Origin of the sequence: Bradyrhizobium sp. 1200_D9_N1_1 (assembly GCF_052075915.1) — a bacterium.
GTDB lineage: Bacteria > Pseudomonadota > Alphaproteobacteria > Rhizobiales > Xanthobacteraceae > Bradyrhizobium > Bradyrhizobium diazoefficiens.
Genome location: NZ_CP197226.1, coordinates 4,118,926 through 4,133,783 on the forward strand (window position 1 = coordinate 4,118,926; position 14,858 = coordinate 4,133,783).

Genomic DNA, 14,858 nt, shown 5'->3' on the forward strand with positions numbered 1-14,858 from the left:
CTGGGCTCACGCAACATTCGGCGCCTGATCGTAAGCCTGGAGCAAGCCTGAATCGCCGCGCCGGGTCAACCGACCAGCACGGACAAAATCGACCCTCCCGCCGCCAAGTCGCGCGCGGGATCAGGCGTCCTTCTGCCGGCCAATCCGCCCAAGATGGGTAAAGCCGAACCCGGCTGAATATTTCAGGCCATAGCCCAGCGCCCGGTCTATGCCGATATGGGCCAGCCAGATCAAGGCGATGGATAAGGTGAGCGGCGAGGCGAGGCCGAAGCCCAGCGTCAGCAGCGCCACCGGCGCCATGTAGCTGTGGGCGGCGTTGTAGACCAGCGCGCCGAACCTGGCGCCCGAGAGGTATGCCAGGAAGCTCAGATCGGGGACGAAAAAGAGCAGGGCAAAGACGAGCCAGGAGCCGTCCCAGGCCCAGTAGAGCACCACCATGCCTGCAAACAGCGTCAGGCCCTCCAGCCGCAGCAGGATGTTGACACCGCCCGTCACAGTGCCGGTCTCGGCCGTTCCTTGGTCCATCGTCGCCTCCCAGGCAAAACTCTGTAATTCCTTGCGCTTTCCCGCTGCGGCAAGGCAGCCCTGCGGGCCCGAAAGCCGCTTCCCGGCCCGCAAAATGCCGTGTTAGAACCCCCGGCAATCGCATTTAGGCTAAGAACTGGCGGGAGCAAATGAAACATATCCTGGACGCCCTTGAAGATCGTCGTGCCGGCGCAAAGCTCGGCGGCGGGGAGAAGCGCATCGAGGCGCAGCACGCCCGCGGCAAGCTGACCGCGCGCGAGCGCATCGAGCTCCTGCTCGACAAGGGATCGTTCGAGGAGTTCGACATGTTCGTCGAGCACCGCTCCACCGAGTTCGGCATGGAGAAGACCAAGGTGCCCGGCGACGGCGTCGTCACCGGCTGGGGCACCGTCAATGGCCGCAAGACGTTTGTCTTTGCCAAGGATTTTACGGTGTTCGGCGGGTCGCTCTCTGAAACCCATGCGCTGAAAATTACAAAACTCCAGGACATGGCGATGAAGGCGCGGGCGCCCATCATCGGCCTCTACGACGCGGGCGGTGCCCGTATCCAGGAGGGCGTCGCCGCGCTTGCCGGCTATTCCTACGTGTTCCGCCGCAATGTGCTGGCCTCCGGCGTGATCCCGCAGATCTCCGTCATCATGGGTCCCTGCGCCGGCGGCGACGTCTATTCGCCGGCCATGACCGACTTCATCTTCATGGTGAAGAACACCAGCTACATGTTCGTCACCGGCCCCGACGTCGTGAAGACCGTCACCAACGAGGTCGTCACCGCCGAGGAGCTCGGCGGCGCCTCGGTGCACGCCACGCGCTCGTCGATCGCCGACGGCGCCTTCGAGAACGACGTCGAGACGCTTCTGCAGATGCGGCGCCTGATCGACTTCCTGCCGTCCAACAACACCGACGGCGTGCCGGAATGGCCGAGCTTCGACGACATCGGCCGCGTGGACATGTCGCTGGACACGCTGATCCCCGACAATCCGAACAAGCCCTACGACATGAAGGAACTGATCCTGAAGGTCGTGGACGAGGGCGACTTCTTCGAGATCGCCGATGCCTTCGCCAAGAACATCGTCACCGGCTTCGGCCGCATCGCCGGCCGCACCGTCGGCTTCGTCGCCAACCAGCCAATGGTGCTGGCGGGCGTGCTCGACAGCGACGCTTCGCGCAAGGCGGCACGCTTCGTCCGCTTCTGCGACGCCTTCAATATTCCCATCGTCACCTTCGTGGACGTCCCGGGCTTTTTGCCCGGCACCGCGCAGGAATATGGCGGCCTGATCAAGCACGGCGCAAAGCTGCTGTTCGCCTATTCGCAGTGCACTGTGCCGCTGGTGACCATCATCACCCGCAAGGCCTATGGCGGCGCCTTCGACGTCATGGCGTCCAAGGAAATCGGCGCCGACATGAACTACGCCTGGCCGACCGCCCAGATCGCCGTGATGGGCGCCAAGGGCGCGGTCGAGATCATCTTCCGCGGCGATATCGGCGACCCCGACAAGATCGCGGCGCGAACGAAGGAATACGAAGACCGCTTCCTGTCACCGTTCATTGCGGCGGAGCGCGGCTACATCGACGACGTCATCATGCCGCACTCGACCCGCAGGCGCATCGCGCGGGCGCTGGCGATGCTGAAGGACAAGAAGGTGGAAATGCCGGCGAAGAAGCACGACAATTTGCCGTTGTGAGATCTCGTAGCCTGATGAGCGAAGCGACATCCGGTTTTCCACTCAAGAGTCCCGCATGTCGCTTCGCTCATGCGGGCTACTGGCTACGCTACTGATTTGGCATCCTCGATCAAGATCCGATGACCGAACACGATCCGACCGACGAAATTTCACAGATCGAAGATCGGATCGAGCGGCTCGCCGAGATTGCCGAGCGGTGCCGGAAGTACATTCTCGCGTCCAAGATCGCCATCGGCGGCGGGGGCGCGCTGCTGTTGGTCGCGATCCTCGGCCTGTTTGGGACAGGTCAGACCGCCGCGCTCGGATCAATCGCTCTGGTGCTGGGCGGGATCGTGTCACTTGGCTCGAATGTCAGCACGTTGCGGCAGACGGAGAGCGCGATCGGTGATGCGGAGGCGCTTCGATCTCGGCTGATCGGCAGGATCGACCTGCGCGTGGTTGCCGATGCGCCGATGAAGCTGGTGTGACGCGCCGGCCGTTCGGCACCTTTGTTCACTGCCCCAGCTTCGCCCGTCCCTTGCTTCGCTGCCAGTGGCTTCCGGCGCGAAATCGGCTGTCTCTGGCCGCTTGCAATTGCCTTCTGGTGGCCTACCATGAACAGCGTTGGGACCTTGAAGGAGTGCAGCCATGGAACTCACCGTGGTGCCGATCGTCAAGCCGGACGCAACCAACTTCATCTTCGGCCAGTCGCATTTCATCAAGACTGTGGAAGACCTCCATGAGGCGCTGGTGGGCGCAGTTCCGGGCATCCGCTTCGGGCTGGCCTTCTGCGAGGCCTCCGGCAAGCGGCTGGTGCGCTGGTCGGGGAACGACGAAGCCGCGATCGCGCTTGCACGCGACAACGCAATGGCCATCGGCGCCGGCCATACATTCCTGATCTTCCTGGGCGACGGATTCTTTCCAGTCAACGTGCTGGCTGCGGTGCGTGCGGCGCCGGAGGTCTGCCGCATCTACTGCGCGACGGCCAACCCCACACAAGTGATCGTCGCGCAAACGGAGCAGGGCTGCGGCGTGCTCGGGGTGGTGGATGGCGCCTCACCGCTGGGTGTCGAAACCGACGAGGACATTGCGTGGCGGAAAGACCTGCTGCGAAAGATCGGCTACAAGCTGTAGTGGCTGGATGCAGCCGAAGCGGCGGGCCTGCATCGACAAGACCGTCGAACCCACAACCGCAAGATGCCCGGCACATTAATCGCCGGCGCTCTCAAGCTCCAGACCCGAGGAGCAACACCATGAAGCAAAACATCCCCGAAGAATTTCCCACCGGCTTGATGGATTGGAGTCGCTTTGTGATCAAGGGCAGCAAGATGCCGCCCCGGGATCCTGATGACGATGAAGAGGACGAGGACGAGGACGAGGAGGGAGAAGAGGAGGGGGACGACGACGAACCGGCGGTCGTACGCGAGCCGGACGAAGACTAGAAAAGTGGATGGCAGTTGGCGTACAATATCTCCCATGAGTTGGGATGCGAAAGACGTAGCGCTGCTCAAAAAACTCTGGGTCCAAGGACAGAGTGCCGCGCAGATCGCGCGCCGTCTCGGGTGTAGCCGTAACGCTGTCTGCGGCAGGCTAACTCGCTTGGGCCTGACGCGTGGCCACAAGCCGCCAACAGCAAAACCCAAGATAAGGTCGGTCCGGAAGCGAGAGCCGGCGTTGTTGGTTGCCTGTGCCCAACCGGCAGCCAAGAAGGTGTCGCGGAAGACAACAAACAAGCAGCCCAAGGAATTCAGCAAGCACCAGCTTTACGCCATGCTAGCTGAAGCGGTCAGGAATACGGGCTAACGGGCTACCGCGACGTTGTTGCGGCGCGGGCTCAATGAGCCGAGTCCGACCGGGTTGGGAGGGGGCAATGGATCATTGGACCCGCTGGTTACCAGGTCTTGGCACCCTTCGTCGATATCAAGGGAAGTGGCATTCGCACGATATCTTCGCTGGATTCGTATTGGCGACAATGCTGGTCCCGGTTGGCATTGCCTATGCGGAGGCGTCGGGCTTGCCCGGTATCCAGGGTCCATACGCAACGATCACAGCGCTCCTCGCTTACGCGCTGTTCGGTCCAAGCCGCATCCTCGTCCTGGGACCAGACTCGGCTCTGGCAGCCATTGTATCGTGGGTGTTGTCGGTCCATTGTCGGGTGGCGATCCCATGCGCGCCATAACCTTGGCCGGCATGATGGCAATCGTTTCCGGCACGGCATGTATTCTGGCAGGCATTCTACGCCTGGGCTTTGTAACCGAACTTCTCTCCAAGCCCATACGCCACGGTTACATGAACGGAATTGCATTGACCGTATTGATCAGTCAACTGCCAAAGCTGTTCGGCTTTACGATCGAAAGCGAAGGACCTCTGCGGAGCCTGTGGGCGATCGCCGGTGCAATCACCGAAGGAAAGACAAGCTGGGTAGCCCTTGGGCTCGGGCTCGGCACGCTGACGGTGATCCTTCTGCTCGAGAGCAACAAGCGGCTGCCAGGCATTCTGATTGCCGTCGTCGGGGCAATGGCCGTCGCGGGCGCGCTGGATCTTGGGAGGACTGCGAGGACCGAGCCAAAGCCTAGTCTCGATGGACCTTGGTGCGCCCTGCGATCGTGGCGTCCTTTCAGCGCCGATATCGTGCTAGGCTCGACTGTGGCAGGGAGCACCTGCTTCCTGCTTCATACCGAACGGGAGGACGATATGCCTGAGAGCGTCTACAAGGTCATAGAACTGATCGGCACCAGCAACGATTCCTGGGAAAAGGCCGCCGCCAACGCGGTCGAGCAGGCTGCAAAATCTCTTCGTGACCTTCGTGTCGCAGAGGTCGTCAAGCTCGATATTCAGCTGGACGCCAAAGGAAAAGTAGAGGCCTATCGCGCTAAACTCAACGTGTCGTTCAAGTTCGAGGGCACCTGAGCTTAAGCAAACCTCGCCTCGCATGCGGGGCGAGGTCGGATCTTACGCGCAGGGTAAGCGCTCAAACGGTCGACGTGAATTGTGTCCCTCTTGGAGAGCGCACGATCATGAAGGTCTTGCCACTGCTCGTGGTCGCCATGGGTGTCGTCGCGTGGGAAGCGACCGCACAGGACGCACAATGCGTCCGCGAACGCGCCGCCATGGTCGAGGCCATCCGGGCCTACGCCCGGTCCGCTGCCGGTGTTTTGGGACAGCAAGGCCTGTCGGAGAAGGTCCTTGAGGCCATGGCGCAAACGAAACGCCACCTGTTCATCCCTGAGCAATCTTGCTCTATCGCATACGCCGATAGACCGATACCAATCGGCCTCGGCCAGACCATATCGCAGCCGTACATTGTGGCCTTGATGACCCAGTTGGCCGAGGTCGCGCCCGATCACGTTGTGCTCGAAGTCGGTACCGGTTCGGGCTACCAGGCCGCCATCCTCGCGCAGCTCGCGCGAAAGGTCTGCAGCATCGAGATCATCCCGCAATTGGCCGAGACCGCCGCGAAAACACTAAGGGACCTCGCGTATGACAACGTGAGCGTCAGGCTTGGCGATGGCTACGATGGCTGGCCCGAATGTGGTCCCTTTGACGCAGTCGTCGTGACTGCCGCGCTCGGGGAGCCACCGCCGCCGCTGATCGAGCAGCTTAAAGTAGGTGGCCGACTCGTCATGCCGGTGGGCCCCGGTTACGGCACCCAGCAGCTCACGGTCGTCGAAAAAATCGCTCCTGGCAAGACGACGACGCGCGCCGTCGCCCTCGTGCGGTTTGTCCCGTTTACGCGTTCGCAGAACTAGAAGCCAGGGTGGAACAGGTTGAGCGCGTAGGGTGGGTGAGCCTTGCGACTGCGCGAAGCGCAGTTCGCTGGGCGTAACCCACCAATTTTGTTGAGGCGGACATTGGCGGATTGCGCTTCGCTAATCCGTCTGCGTTAGCGTGCCTCATCCGCCGCAGCAAAATGCGCCATCTGGTCGGCGCGGGCCTTGGCGAAGGCCGGGCGGCCCGTGGCGCGCGCGACGTAGTCGCGGCAAGCCGGATGTGCCGCCAACCCATCGAAGCGATCGACGACGCGCAGCACGTCCGACATCAGGATGTCGGCGACGGAGAAGGAGCCCGCCAGCCATTTGCGGCCGGCGAGCACCGGCTCCATGTGCTTGAGGCGGAGCTTGAGGAAGTCGTCGACGAACTTCACGGCAGGTGAGCCATCGTCACTGCCGGTGAACTTGAACATCGTCCAGGGCAGGGCGGGCATCTCCACCGAATTGAGCGCCGCGAACACCCACGTCGTCGCCTCGTTACGGCCGCGCGGATCGGTGGGCATCAATACCGGGCTGAGCTCACCCAGATGCAGCAGGATCGCGCCGCTCTCGAAGATCGAGAGGTCGCCGTCGGTCAGCCACGGCACCTGGCCGAAGGGCTGGTGCGCGAAATGCGCGGCGTCCCGCGGGCCGAACGGCACGCTCGCGACGCGGTACGGCAACGCGGCCTCTTCGAGAGCCCAGCGCACACGGAGGTCGCGCACGAAACCCCTGGGCATCTCGGGAACCCAGTCGAAAGTGGTGAGGGTGAGGTCGGCCATGCGGTGTCTCCCTGTGCTGCTCAAGGCATAGGACGGGCGAGGGACGTGCGTTCCGACATCGGTGTCAACTGTTTTTGTCGCCGGCGACTTGACGGTTAGTCTTGCCCCAAAACAACAGGAGGAAACGTCGATGCCATCCGCCTTCTTCGTCGTCCGCGCCACCGTCACCGACGCCAGCAAGCGTGCCGCCTTCGACAGATGGTACGAGACCGCGCACCTGCCCGACGCGGTAAAGGCGTTCGGCATCAGCAAGGCCTGGCGGTTCTGGAGCCTGGACGATCCCTCCCTGCATCAGGCCATGTATCAGTTCGACGACGAGGCCAAGCTCGCGGCGATGCTTAGAGGTGACGCGCTGAAAAAGCTCGTCGCCGATTTCAACCGCGACTCGCCCGACGTGAAACGGGCGCGCGAGACGCTGGTGCTGGCGCAGGAGTTTGCGAAGTAGTTCCTGTCGCCTTTGCAACGAATCTGAACGGACGATTCAGCCGCAGTTCATATCGCAGGCCCGACACTTGCTCGGCATCATCAACGCGTGCCTGAGAGGAAGATGTCATGGAACGCCGCAATTTTTTGAAACTTGCATTCGGTGCCGCGGCGGGAGCCGCCGCGTTCACCGCTGCCGCACAGGCCGCGCCGCTGGCGCCGCAGCCGCTCGGTGATCCCCGCATGCCGCAAGGCAATCCGGATGCTCATCCCGCCGTCACCACCAGTGACGAAGCTGCGCAGCTCAAGCCCGAGCAGGTGCACTGGCACGGTCGTGGCCATCACTGGGGCTGGCGCCATCGCCACTGGGGCTGGCGTCGCCGGCGCTGGCATCGCCGCCACTGGTAAGCGCCCGGCCGTCGAGGCCTGGACGGGGATCGCGGTTCGCGATCCCCGTTTTGATTCGGCGCTCCTGCAAGCCGATGTCCTGCAGAGCGCTGAAAAGAAAATGGCCGCGCAGGCTGTCGCCGCGCGGCCATTCGCGATGCGAAAGGACGAGATCAGAACGGCCGGCAACGGCCGGCGTACCAGCGGAAGCCATAGGGGCACACGCGCGGACGCACGACTACGACCGGCGCGGGGCGGGGCGCCACGACGACAACCGGCGGGCGCCCGGCCATCGGACGGCAGCCGCCATAGGGGCCGCGATACCAGCCGGGGCCGCAACCGCCGGCGGCGCTGGCCGCTTCGCTGAAACCGACGACCGCGCTGGCGAGCATGACGGCGGCGAAGAGATATTTCATTTGAACTTCCTTCTCGTCCTCGGGACAGAATGTTTGGGCAGCGCGCTTGCGGCGCACAATGAATCAAAAGACACGATTCGACACGTTAAATCTGGGGAGAAACGTGCCGACACGTCGCGATCCAAACCTGCCAATCATGACCTGAATGCGGCATGAACGTTGTCCGCATACGGCTTCAGGCGACAGCAATGGCGCCAGCGGCCCGTTCCGATGGAATCGAAACGGGCCTCCAGGTTCTTTGTTTTGACGCTACGCGAACCGGTATCCATTTCGCTCGAAAACGCTCTACCGGCCGAGAAAGCCGAGCACCAGCTCCCGGTACTTCTCCGGCGCTTCCAGGAAGACGAGATGGCCGGTGTCGGGGATCACCTCGGCCCGCGCATTCGGCATCTTCGCAGCAAACGCCTTCGCGAGCTCGGCGTTCTGCCCCATCTTCGCGCGCAGCGCTTCCGGTGCGTTTGGCCGGCCCGGTGCGTTGTGGTCGTCGGCGCCCATGATGAACAGCGTCGGCTCGGTGATCAGCGCGACCTCGTGCGCGACCGGCTCGCGATAGATCATCTGCCCGGAGCTCACGAAGGCGCGCAGCCAGCGCGGATAGTCGGGGCTGCCCTTGATGTTGAAGCGGGCGTCGATGAACGGCGTGATTGCATCCGGCGGCAGCTTGATCGCGTAATTGGTCTGGAGCTGCTTGCGATAGCCCTCGGCCGTCAGCTTGTCTTCGCTCTCGATCATCTTCTCGGTCGGCGTCGGCGGCACGTAGAGGCGGTAGTCCTCCAGCCCGATGGGCGCGGTCAGCACGAGGTGGGCGACCCTGTCGGGATAAGCGCGGGCGATGCGCACGCCCAGCATGCCGCCGAGCGAATGCGCGACAACCTCGGCCTTGTCGATCTTGAGGTGATCGAGCAGCGCGATGGTGTTGCGCGCCAGCGTGTCGAAATGCAGCTCGCCTTGCGGCTTGGAGGATTTGCCGAAGCCGATCTGGTCCGGCACCACGACGCGGAATCCGGCCTCACTGAGCATCGTGATGACGGGCGCCCAGTAGCTCGACGGGAAATTGCGCCCGTGCAGCAGCACCACGGTGCGGCCGTTCGGTTGCTGAGGCGCCACGTCCATGTAGGCCATGCTGAGCTGCTCGCCGTCGTTGACAACAGGCAGCAGGTGCACGGGATAGGGATAGGCGAAGCCTTCGAGCGCGATGCCGTAAGGCTCGCGTGGTGTGGTGTCGGCGGCGTATGCGGCAAGAGGGGCGGCGAGGAGGGCGGCGGCAAGCGCGGCCGGGAGGAAGCGGATCATTGGGCTCTCTGGCTTTTGCAGAACGTCATTCCGGGGCGCGTCGAAGACGCGAACCCGGAATCTCGAGATTCCGGGTCTGGTCCTTCGGACCATCCCGGAATGACGGTGCCAGTAAACCTGTGAACAGCCGGGTCAAGCCCGGCCATGACGAGAGTGAGAGCTAACACGCGATTGTGTGCCGTCACGCTTCCGGCGTGATCAGTCCTTCCCATTCCCGAACAGCGCGGCAAACTGTTTCTCGCCGGTGCGGGTGAAATTCACCACGCGGCTGCCCGGCGTGGCGTCGCGCGCGGCCCATTTCAGCTCGGTGAAGCGCTGCATCATGGTGGCGCCGAGCGTGCCGGCGAGATGGTGGCGCCGCTCGCTCCAGTCCAGGCAGGCCTTGCACACCGGCCGGCGCGGATGGGCGAGCATGCCGGGCGAGATCTGCAAATGTTTGGCGAGAAAGCGTTCGCCCTCGGCGGTCAGCTCGATGTCCTGTTTCTTCTGCCTGACCAGGTTTCGCTCGCGCATGGTGTCGAGCATCTGCACGCCGAGATCGCCGGCGAGATGATCGTAGCAGATGCGCGCGCGCCGCAGCGCCGGATCCTTCGGTCCCGTGCGCACGCGCATGTGGCCGGTGCGCGCGGCGAGGCCCGCAAGCCCTTCGAGCACGCCGGCAACGTCGTCGTCGGTGAGGCGGTAGTAGCGGTGCCGGCCCTGCTTCTCCGGCTCGACCAGCCCGCCGGCCTCGAGCTTCGAAAGGTGCGAGCTCGCCGTCTGCGGCGTGATGCCGGCCTCCTGCGCGAGCTCGCTCGCGGTCAGCGCGCGTCCGTTCATCAGCGCCGTGAGCATGTTGGCGCGGGCGGGGTCGCCGACCAGCGAAGCGACCATGGCGATGTCGGGTCCTGATTTCATGCTTCGATGGTAGCCGAAGCATTGCGGTCGGACAAGCGCGTAGGCTCTCACCAAGTCGTCATTGCGAGGAGCCCGTGACAAAATTGCGAAGCAATTTTGCACTGGCGACGAAGCAATCCAGGCTGTCTCCGCGGAGAGATTCCTGGATTGCTTCGCTGCGCTCGCAATGACGAGGTGGAAACACAGGAGTCTTACATGTCCGTCACCGTCTTCATCCGCTACCAGCTCGATCCGTTCAAGCGCGCGCAGTTCGAGGAATACTCGAAGCGCTGGCTCACTATCATTCCGAAATGCGGCGGCGACCTGATCGGCTATTTCATGCCGCACGAGGGTACCAACAACATCGCCTTCGCACTGATCACCTTCGAGAGCCTGGCCGCCTACGAGGCCTACCGCGCCCGGCTGCGCCAGGATGCGGAAGGCATGGCGAACTTTCATTTCGCCGAGGAACACAAGTTCATCCTCGCGGAAGAGCGCACCTTCCTGCGCAAGGTGGTATTGTAGGCCACGACACCGTCAGCAGGAGACGCCGATGATCGCCGTGATCTTCGAGGTCTGGCCCAAGCCCGAGCATCGCCAGACCTATTTCGACCTTGCAGCCGATCTGAAGCCGATCCTGCAAACCATCGACGGCTTCATCTCGGTCGAGCGCTTCGAGAGCCTGACCGAGAAAGGCAAGATCCTGTCGGTGTCGTTCTGGCGGGATGAGGCAGCCGTGCAGGCCTGGCGTAACACGATGGAGCACCGGCGCACCCAGGCCAAGGGCAGGGCGCAGATCTTTGCCGACTATCATCTGCGCATCGCCAGCGTCATCAGGGACTACGGCATGAACGATCGCGACGAGGCGCCGAAGGACAGTCGCGCCGCGCACGATGCGCACTAGCGCGTTCGGGCGCGCACTAGCGCTGCCCTGAATGCGTGCCTATGTCTGCGCGGCCAACAAGGGAGAGAAACATGCACGTGACGACCGCGGACAAGCGCGCGACCTTCAGGAAGATGCACGAGAGCGGCTGCTTCATTCTGCCCAATCCGGTCGATGTCGGCAGCGCCAAGGCGTTGCAGCATCTCGGTTTCAAGGCGATTGCGTCATCGAGCGCAGGCTTTGCGTGGACCATCGGCAAGGCCGACAACCACGTCACCGTCGAGGACGTCTGTCAGCATCTGGCAGCATTGAGCTCGGCGGTCGACATTCCCGTGAATGCGGATTTCGAAGGCGGCTTTGCGGTCGAGCCGGACAAGGTCGCTGACAATGTCGAGCGCTGTGTGCGTACCGGCGTCGCCGGCCTGTCGATCGAGGATTCCACCGGCGACAAGGACAGGCCGCTCTACGATCGCGCGCTCGCGGTCGAGCGCATCATGGCCTCGCGCAAGGCGATCGGCGACAGCGGCACGCTGCTGGTCGGCCGCTGCGAGGCCTATCTATGGGGCGTGACCGATCTCAAGCTCGTCATCGACCGGCTGACCGCCTACGCCGACGCCGGCGCCGACTGCCTCTACGCGCCGGGCCTGAAGAGCCGCGAGGACATTGCCGCGGTGGTCAAGGCTGTCGCACCAAAGCCGTTCAACCTCTTGATCGGCGGTTCCGGCTTGTCCTTGCAGGAGGCCGAAGATCTCGGCGTGCGCCGGATCAGCGTCGGCGGCTCGCTCGCCCGCGCCGCGTGGGGCGGCTTCATGCGCGCGGCAAAGGAGATGGCCGAGAAGGGGACCTTCACCGAGCTCGGCAGCGGCTATCCCGGCGGCGAGCTCAACAAGATGTTCAGCTAGAGCCAAACGAGAGGCGGCGGGATGTGAGATCCCGCCGCTCTTTCATCCTCTCGGTGTCATGCCCCGCCTAGTGCGCAATTGCGCACGGGGGCGGGGCATCCAGTACGCCGCAGTTTATCTATTCAACCACGACCGTCTCGGAGTACTGGATCGCCCGGTCGAGCCGGGCGACGACAGTTGTGCATTACGCGATGACATTCGCGAAGTTACTGCGACTTGCCGCCGTCAGACGGTGCGGCCGGATCCGGCGCGGCCGGCTTGCTCGGCGCAGCACCCGTGGTCACGCCCGGCGCGGTGTTGTTGCGCGGCGTCACGTCGCGCATGCCGGGAGGCGCCGCTGGATTGGCCGGCGGAGCCTGCTGGGCCGTCTGCTTCGCCGGCTCGTTGCTCGCCTGGTTGCCCGTGGTCGTGTTGTTCAAGCCGTAGAACACGGCACCCAGCACCAGGGCGACAGCCACGGCAAACAGTGCGACCTTGCCGCTGGAGGCGGGGCCTTCGCCCAGCTCGGGGTCGACCTGAAGGTCGGCATCCCGTCGCGCCGCACGGAGATACTCATCATCGGCGAGATTCGGGCGATACGGATCGTTGGGAAAACGGTCGTCAGCCATCGATTGGGTCTCCTCGATTATGGCGGCTGGACAACCCATAGATGCGAGATTCTGTTCCGCCCCCTCTGATGCTTTCGTCGCATGTTGCCCCCGCGTCGGGAATCGGGAACCTGCTCATTCCGGATGGACCCCTTGTTCATCCTGGAACCGCGGACGTAAGTTCCACGGGGGGAATAAGGGAACAAAGCGATGTGGAGCCTGCCGCCGAGCGATAGCGTGCTGCATCTTCTGGCGTTTGTTGCCTTGACGGCGCAGGGCATGACCGCGGCGCTTGCTGCGGGGCGGCGCAGCATGGACTATGTCGGCGTCTGCATGCTCGGCAGCATTACCGCGCTCGGCGGCGGCACGCTGCGCGACCTGTTTCTCGGCCACTATCCGCTCGCCTGGGTCGCGAACCCGATCTATCTCGTGCTCCCTGGCGCTGCCGCGCTGCTGACCATCCTGTTCGCGCGCCTCGTGCACCGGCTTCAGCTCGCCTTCATCGTGCTCGATGCCATCGGCCTCGTCGTCTTCACCATGACCGGCTGCGACATCGCCTGGCAGATGGATGTCTCGCTGCCGATCGTCATCGTCTCGGGCATGGTGACGGGCTGCGCCGGCGGCGTGTTGCGCGACGTGCTCTGCAACGACGTGCCGCTCTTGTTTCGCTCCGAGCTCTACGCCAGCGTCTCCGTGGTGACGGGGCTGTTCTACGCGACGGCCTTCGGCCTCAATCTCAACGCCGAGCTCTGGACGATCCTGACCTTCATCCTCGGCATCAGCTTCCGCCTGCTCGCGGTGCGCTACAAATGGGAGATGCCGAAATTCGTGTTCACGGGGGATGAGCGGTAGCTCTATCCACCTCGCGAAGCAATCCAGGATCTTTCCGCGGAGGGACTCTGGATTGCTTCGCTGCGCTCGCAATGACGGGAGAGAGAGCTGGCTACGGTTGCTTCCGCGCCTTCGCCACCTGCGCCGGCGTCACCAGCGGGCCCGAATTGCCCCAGGAATTGCGGATGTAGTTCGTCACCGCCGCGATCTCCCCGTCGGACAATTGCTTGGCATAGGCCGGCATCTCGCCGGTGTTGGGCGCGCGCGGCGTGGTCACGGTGTGGGCGCCGTCGAGGATGATGCGCAACGTCGAGGACGGATTGACCGATTGCAGCAGCGCGTTGGCGGGCAGCGGCGGATAGATGCGCGGCGCTCCCGTGCCGTCGGCTTCGTGGCAGGCGATGCAGAGCTTGGCATAGACCGCCTGGCCGGCCTTCATCTCGGCATCGTCAGGCGGCGTCACGATCGTCTCGCGCCGCGCCGGCGGCAGGCCCTTCAGGTAGACCGCGATCGCGCGCGCATCGGCGTCACTCATCTTCGAGGTCGAGTTGACCACCACCTCCGCCATCAGCCCGTCGGCATGGCTCTTGGCATTGCGGCCGCTCTGCAGATATTCGGCGATGTCCTCCACGCTCCACGACTTCAGCCCGGTGCGCGGCGCGCCATCGAGCCTTGGGGCGTACCAGCCGCCGATCTCGTTGCCGGCGAATGCCTGCGCCTGCTTGTCCGCGCCAAAATAGTTCTTCGGCGTATGGCAGGCGCCGCAATGGCCGAGCCCGGTGACGAGATAGCCGCCGCGATTCCACGCCGCGCTCTGGCTCTGGTCCGGCTCGAACAGGCCCGGCTTGAAATACATGGCATTCCAGATCCGCATCAGGCCGCGGTAACCGAACGGCCAGCGCAGCTCCGGCGGCTTGTTGCGGCTCACGACGGGCGCGAGCGTGCCGAGATAGGCCCGGATCGCCAGCGTGTCGTCCTTCGTCATCTTCGTGAAGTAGGGATAGGGGAAGGCCGGATAGTAGTTCGAGCCGTCGGGCGCGACGCCATAGCGGAGGGCGCGGGTGAAATCGGCATCCGCCCAGGCGCCGATGCCGGTGTCTCGGTCGGGCGTCAGGTTCGGCGCATAGATCGCGCCGAAGGGCGTGTCGATGCGCTTTCCGCCCGCGAACGGCTTGGCCGGATCGGCGGTGTGGCAGCCCGCGCAGTCGCCGGCCTCGACCAGCGTCTTGCCATAGGCGATCAGCTCCGGCGACGGCTCGGCGGCCAGGGCCGCGCCTGCAACCGCACTGCACAACGCCAAACCCACAGCCAGGCCAGCCAGAATCGTCCGCATCGAGAGCCTTTCCTGCGACCAATCGACGTCGCCTGCGTGACGGGGGCATCAATTCATTTCGCGACGGCGGGGGTATGGTGACACAAATTGAAAATGCCTGATGCCTTTGCAGCCACGAAATTGCGATTTTTACCTGGCGCTCGCTTTGGTCCAGATTTGTGGTGCGGAGCGTTAAATATCCGACATAGAGTGGCGGAGATGGTCGGCGCG

The 14,858-nt window shown here is 63.8% G+C and carries 20 protein-coding genes and 1 pseudogene; 14 read left to right on the forward strand and 7 right to left on the reverse strand.

All coding sequences use genetic code 11. From position 1 onward, the window contains the following. Positions 1–120: 120 nt before the first annotated feature. Positions 121–525, reverse strand: coding sequence for a DUF4260 domain-containing protein (locus AB5K84_RS19770; protein WP_011088113.1), 405 nt, complete (start codon positions 523–525; stop codon positions 121–123). 149 nt (positions 526–674) lie between these two features. On the opposite strand from AB5K84_RS19770, the gene AB5K84_RS19775 reads away from it, so the two are divergent. The 8 genes and pseudogenes from AB5K84_RS19775 (at position 675) to AB5K84_RS19810 (ending at position 5,935) form a co-directional block, all read left to right on the forward strand. Next, positions 675–2,207: an acyl-CoA carboxylase subunit beta gene (locus AB5K84_RS19775; RefSeq protein WP_110116361.1), complete on the forward strand. Its 1,533-nt coding sequence runs from the start codon at positions 675–677 to the stop codon at positions 2,205–2,207. A gap of 119 nt (positions 2,208–2,326) precedes the next feature. Then, positions 2,327–2,674 carry a hypothetical protein gene (locus tag AB5K84_RS19780; RefSeq protein WP_011088111.1) on the forward strand — a complete coding sequence of 116 codons (348 nt, stop codon included), beginning with the start codon at positions 2,327–2,329 and terminating at the stop codon, positions 2,672–2,674. A 160-nt stretch (positions 2,675–2,834) separates the two neighbouring features. After that, the gene (locus tag AB5K84_RS19785) at positions 2,835–3,320 is read left to right on the forward strand and encodes an adenosine-specific kinase (protein ID WP_011088110.1); all 486 of its coding nucleotides are present in this window, start codon (positions 2,835–2,837) and stop codon (positions 3,318–3,320) included. 119 nt (positions 3,321–3,439) lie between these two features. Further along, positions 3,440–3,628, forward strand: a complete 189-nt coding sequence (locus AB5K84_RS19790) for a hypothetical protein (protein ID WP_092192722.1) — start codon at positions 3,440–3,442, stop codon at positions 3,626–3,628. A 34-nt stretch (positions 3,629–3,662) separates the two neighbouring features. Then, the gene (locus AB5K84_RS19795; protein ID WP_038967071.1) at positions 3,663–3,989 is read left to right on the forward strand and encodes a GcrA family cell cycle regulator; all 327 of its coding nucleotides are present in this window, start codon (positions 3,663–3,665) and stop codon (positions 3,987–3,989) included. 67 nt (positions 3,990–4,056) lie between these two features. Further along, positions 4,057–4,733: pseudogene (locus tag AB5K84_RS19800) on the forward strand (SulP family inorganic anion transporter); the annotation flags it as partial. Between the two features lie 147 nt (positions 4,734–4,880). Beyond that, entirely contained in the window at positions 4,881–5,096 is a 216-nt protein-coding gene (locus AB5K84_RS19805) for a dodecin family protein (RefSeq protein WP_135178112.1), read from the forward strand. A 107-nt stretch (positions 5,097–5,203) separates the two neighbouring features. Next, a complete protein-coding gene (locus tag AB5K84_RS19810) occupies positions 5,204–5,935 on the forward strand; it encodes a protein-L-isoaspartate(D-aspartate) O-methyltransferase (RefSeq protein WP_049832389.1) in 732 nt (243 codons plus the stop codon). Between the two features lie 134 nt (positions 5,936–6,069). Here the strand turns inward: AB5K84_RS19810 and AB5K84_RS19815 are convergent, their stop codons facing one another. After that, a complete protein-coding gene (locus AB5K84_RS19815) occupies positions 6,070–6,717 on the reverse strand; it encodes a glutathione S-transferase family protein (protein WP_110116359.1) in 648 nt (215 codons plus the stop codon). 130 nt (positions 6,718–6,847) lie between these two features. Between AB5K84_RS19815 and AB5K84_RS19820 the strand changes: the two genes are divergently transcribed. Together AB5K84_RS19820 and AB5K84_RS19825 are read left to right on the forward strand one after the other, a co-directional pair. Beyond that, positions 6,848–7,162: a hypothetical protein gene (locus AB5K84_RS19820; protein WP_162603585.1), complete on the forward strand. Its 315-nt coding sequence runs from the start codon at positions 6,848–6,850 to the stop codon at positions 7,160–7,162. Between the two features lie 107 nt (positions 7,163–7,269). After that, the gene (locus AB5K84_RS19825; protein ID WP_110116358.1) at positions 7,270–7,548 is read left to right on the forward strand and encodes a twin-arginine translocation signal domain-containing protein; all 279 of its coding nucleotides are present in this window, start codon (positions 7,270–7,272) and stop codon (positions 7,546–7,548) included. A 152-nt stretch (positions 7,549–7,700) separates the two neighbouring features. Here AB5K84_RS19825 and AB5K84_RS19830 read toward each other — a convergent pair whose 3' ends face one another. From AB5K84_RS19830 to AB5K84_RS19840, 3 genes are all read right to left on the reverse strand, one after another. After that, positions 7,701–7,943, reverse strand: a complete 243-nt coding sequence (locus tag AB5K84_RS19830; protein WP_008143062.1) for a GCG_CRPN prefix-to-repeats domain-containing protein — start codon at positions 7,941–7,943, stop codon at positions 7,701–7,703. 285 nt (positions 7,944–8,228) lie between these two features. After that, positions 8,229–9,236 carry an alpha/beta fold hydrolase gene (locus AB5K84_RS19835; protein ID WP_162603584.1) on the reverse strand — a complete coding sequence of 336 codons (1,008 nt, stop codon included), beginning with the start codon at positions 9,234–9,236 and terminating at the stop codon, positions 8,229–8,231. Positions 9,237–9,434: 198 nt separating this feature from the next. Beyond that, the gene (locus AB5K84_RS19840; protein ID WP_161534578.1) at positions 9,435–10,133 is read right to left on the reverse strand and encodes an ArsR family transcriptional regulator; all 699 of its coding nucleotides are present in this window, start codon (positions 10,131–10,133) and stop codon (positions 9,435–9,437) included. Between the two features lie 195 nt (positions 10,134–10,328). Here AB5K84_RS19840 and AB5K84_RS19845 point away from each other — a divergent pair, with 195 nt between their 5' ends. From AB5K84_RS19845 to AB5K84_RS19855, 3 genes are all read left to right on the forward strand, one after another. Next, positions 10,329–10,637 carry an NIPSNAP family protein gene (locus AB5K84_RS19845; protein WP_018647290.1) on the forward strand — a complete coding sequence of 103 codons (309 nt, stop codon included), beginning with the start codon at positions 10,329–10,331 and terminating at the stop codon, positions 10,635–10,637. Positions 10,638–10,665: 28 nt separating this feature from the next. After that, positions 10,666–11,016, forward strand: a complete 351-nt coding sequence (locus tag AB5K84_RS19850) for an antibiotic biosynthesis monooxygenase family protein (protein WP_110116354.1) — start codon at positions 10,666–10,668, stop codon at positions 11,014–11,016. A gap of 71 nt (positions 11,017–11,087) precedes the next feature. Beyond that, a complete protein-coding gene (locus AB5K84_RS19855) occupies positions 11,088–11,897 on the forward strand; it encodes an isocitrate lyase/PEP mutase family protein (protein WP_011088098.1) in 810 nt (269 codons plus the stop codon). Between the two features lie 206 nt (positions 11,898–12,103). On the opposite strand, the gene AB5K84_RS19860 is transcribed toward AB5K84_RS19855, so the two are convergent. After that, positions 12,104–12,505, reverse strand: coding sequence for a hypothetical protein (locus AB5K84_RS19860; protein WP_162603583.1), 402 nt, complete (start codon positions 12,503–12,505; stop codon positions 12,104–12,106). Positions 12,506–12,694: 189 nt separating this feature from the next. Between AB5K84_RS19860 and AB5K84_RS19865 the strand changes: the two genes are divergently transcribed. Next, a complete protein-coding gene (locus AB5K84_RS19865; RefSeq protein WP_161534581.1) occupies positions 12,695–13,336 on the forward strand; it encodes a trimeric intracellular cation channel family protein in 642 nt (213 codons plus the stop codon). A gap of 91 nt (positions 13,337–13,427) precedes the next feature. On the opposite strand, the gene AB5K84_RS19870 is transcribed toward AB5K84_RS19865, so the two are convergent. Continuing rightward, complete coding sequence (locus tag AB5K84_RS19870; protein WP_110116352.1) at positions 13,428–14,648, reverse strand: cytochrome c; 1,221 nt, start codon at positions 14,646–14,648, stop codon at positions 13,428–13,430. Positions 14,649–14,858: the final 210 nt, after the last annotated feature.

Bases quoted from the DNA above. Each gene is read 5' to 3' on its own strand.
- AB5K84_RS19775 (WP_110116361.1), top strand. From the start codon at position 675: ATGAAACATATCCTGGACGCCCTTGAAGATCGTCGTGCCGGCGCAAAG.
- AB5K84_RS19850 (WP_110116354.1), top strand. From the start codon at position 10,666: ATGATCGCCGTGATCTTCGAGGTCTGGCCCAAGCCCGAGCATCGCCAG.
- AB5K84_RS19790 (WP_092192722.1), top strand. From the start codon at position 3,440: ATGAAGCAAAACATCCCCGAAGAATTTCCCACCGGCTTGATGGATTGG.
- AB5K84_RS19840 (WP_161534578.1), bottom strand. From the start codon at position 10,133: ATGAAATCAGGACCCGACATCGCCATGGTCGCTTCGCTGGTCGGCGAC.
- AB5K84_RS19820 (WP_162603585.1), top strand. From the start codon at position 6,848: ATGCCATCCGCCTTCTTCGTCGTCCGCGCCACCGTCACCGACGCCAGC.
- AB5K84_RS19770 (WP_011088113.1), bottom strand. From the start codon at position 525: ATGGACCAAGGAACGGCCGAGACCGGCACTGTGACGGGCGGTGTCAAC.
- AB5K84_RS19855 (WP_011088098.1), top strand. From the start codon at position 11,088: ATGCACGTGACGACCGCGGACAAGCGCGCGACCTTCAGGAAGATGCAC.
- AB5K84_RS19825 (WP_110116358.1), top strand. From the start codon at position 7,270: ATGGAACGCCGCAATTTTTTGAAACTTGCATTCGGTGCCGCGGCGGGA.
- AB5K84_RS19785 (WP_011088110.1), top strand. From the start codon at position 2,835: ATGGAACTCACCGTGGTGCCGATCGTCAAGCCGGACGCAACCAACTTC.
- AB5K84_RS19835 (WP_162603584.1), bottom strand. From the start codon at position 9,236: ATGATCCGCTTCCTCCCGGCCGCGCTTGCCGCCGCCCTCCTCGCCGCC.
- AB5K84_RS19865 (WP_161534581.1), top strand. From the start codon at position 12,695: ATGTGGAGCCTGCCGCCGAGCGATAGCGTGCTGCATCTTCTGGCGTTT.
- AB5K84_RS19805 (WP_135178112.1), top strand. From the start codon at position 4,881: ATGCCTGAGAGCGTCTACAAGGTCATAGAACTGATCGGCACCAGCAAC.
- AB5K84_RS19815 (WP_110116359.1), bottom strand. From the start codon at position 6,717: ATGGCCGACCTCACCCTCACCACTTTCGACTGGGTTCCCGAGATGCCC.
- AB5K84_RS19845 (WP_018647290.1), top strand. From the start codon at position 10,329: ATGTCCGTCACCGTCTTCATCCGCTACCAGCTCGATCCGTTCAAGCGC.
- AB5K84_RS19795 (WP_038967071.1), top strand. From the start codon at position 3,663: ATGAGTTGGGATGCGAAAGACGTAGCGCTGCTCAAAAAACTCTGGGTC.
- AB5K84_RS19870 (WP_110116352.1), bottom strand. From the start codon at position 14,648: ATGCGGACGATTCTGGCTGGCCTGGCTGTGGGTTTGGCGTTGTGCAGT.
- AB5K84_RS19810 (WP_049832389.1), top strand. From the start codon at position 5,204: ATGAAGGTCTTGCCACTGCTCGTGGTCGCCATGGGTGTCGTCGCGTGG.
- AB5K84_RS19780 (WP_011088111.1), top strand. From the start codon at position 2,327: ATGACCGAACACGATCCGACCGACGAAATTTCACAGATCGAAGATCGG.
- AB5K84_RS19860 (WP_162603583.1), bottom strand. From the start codon at position 12,505: ATGGCTGACGACCGTTTTCCCAACGATCCGTATCGCCCGAATCTCGCC.
- AB5K84_RS19830 (WP_008143062.1), bottom strand. From the start codon at position 7,943: ATGAAATATCTCTTCGCCGCCGTCATGCTCGCCAGCGCGGTCGTCGGT.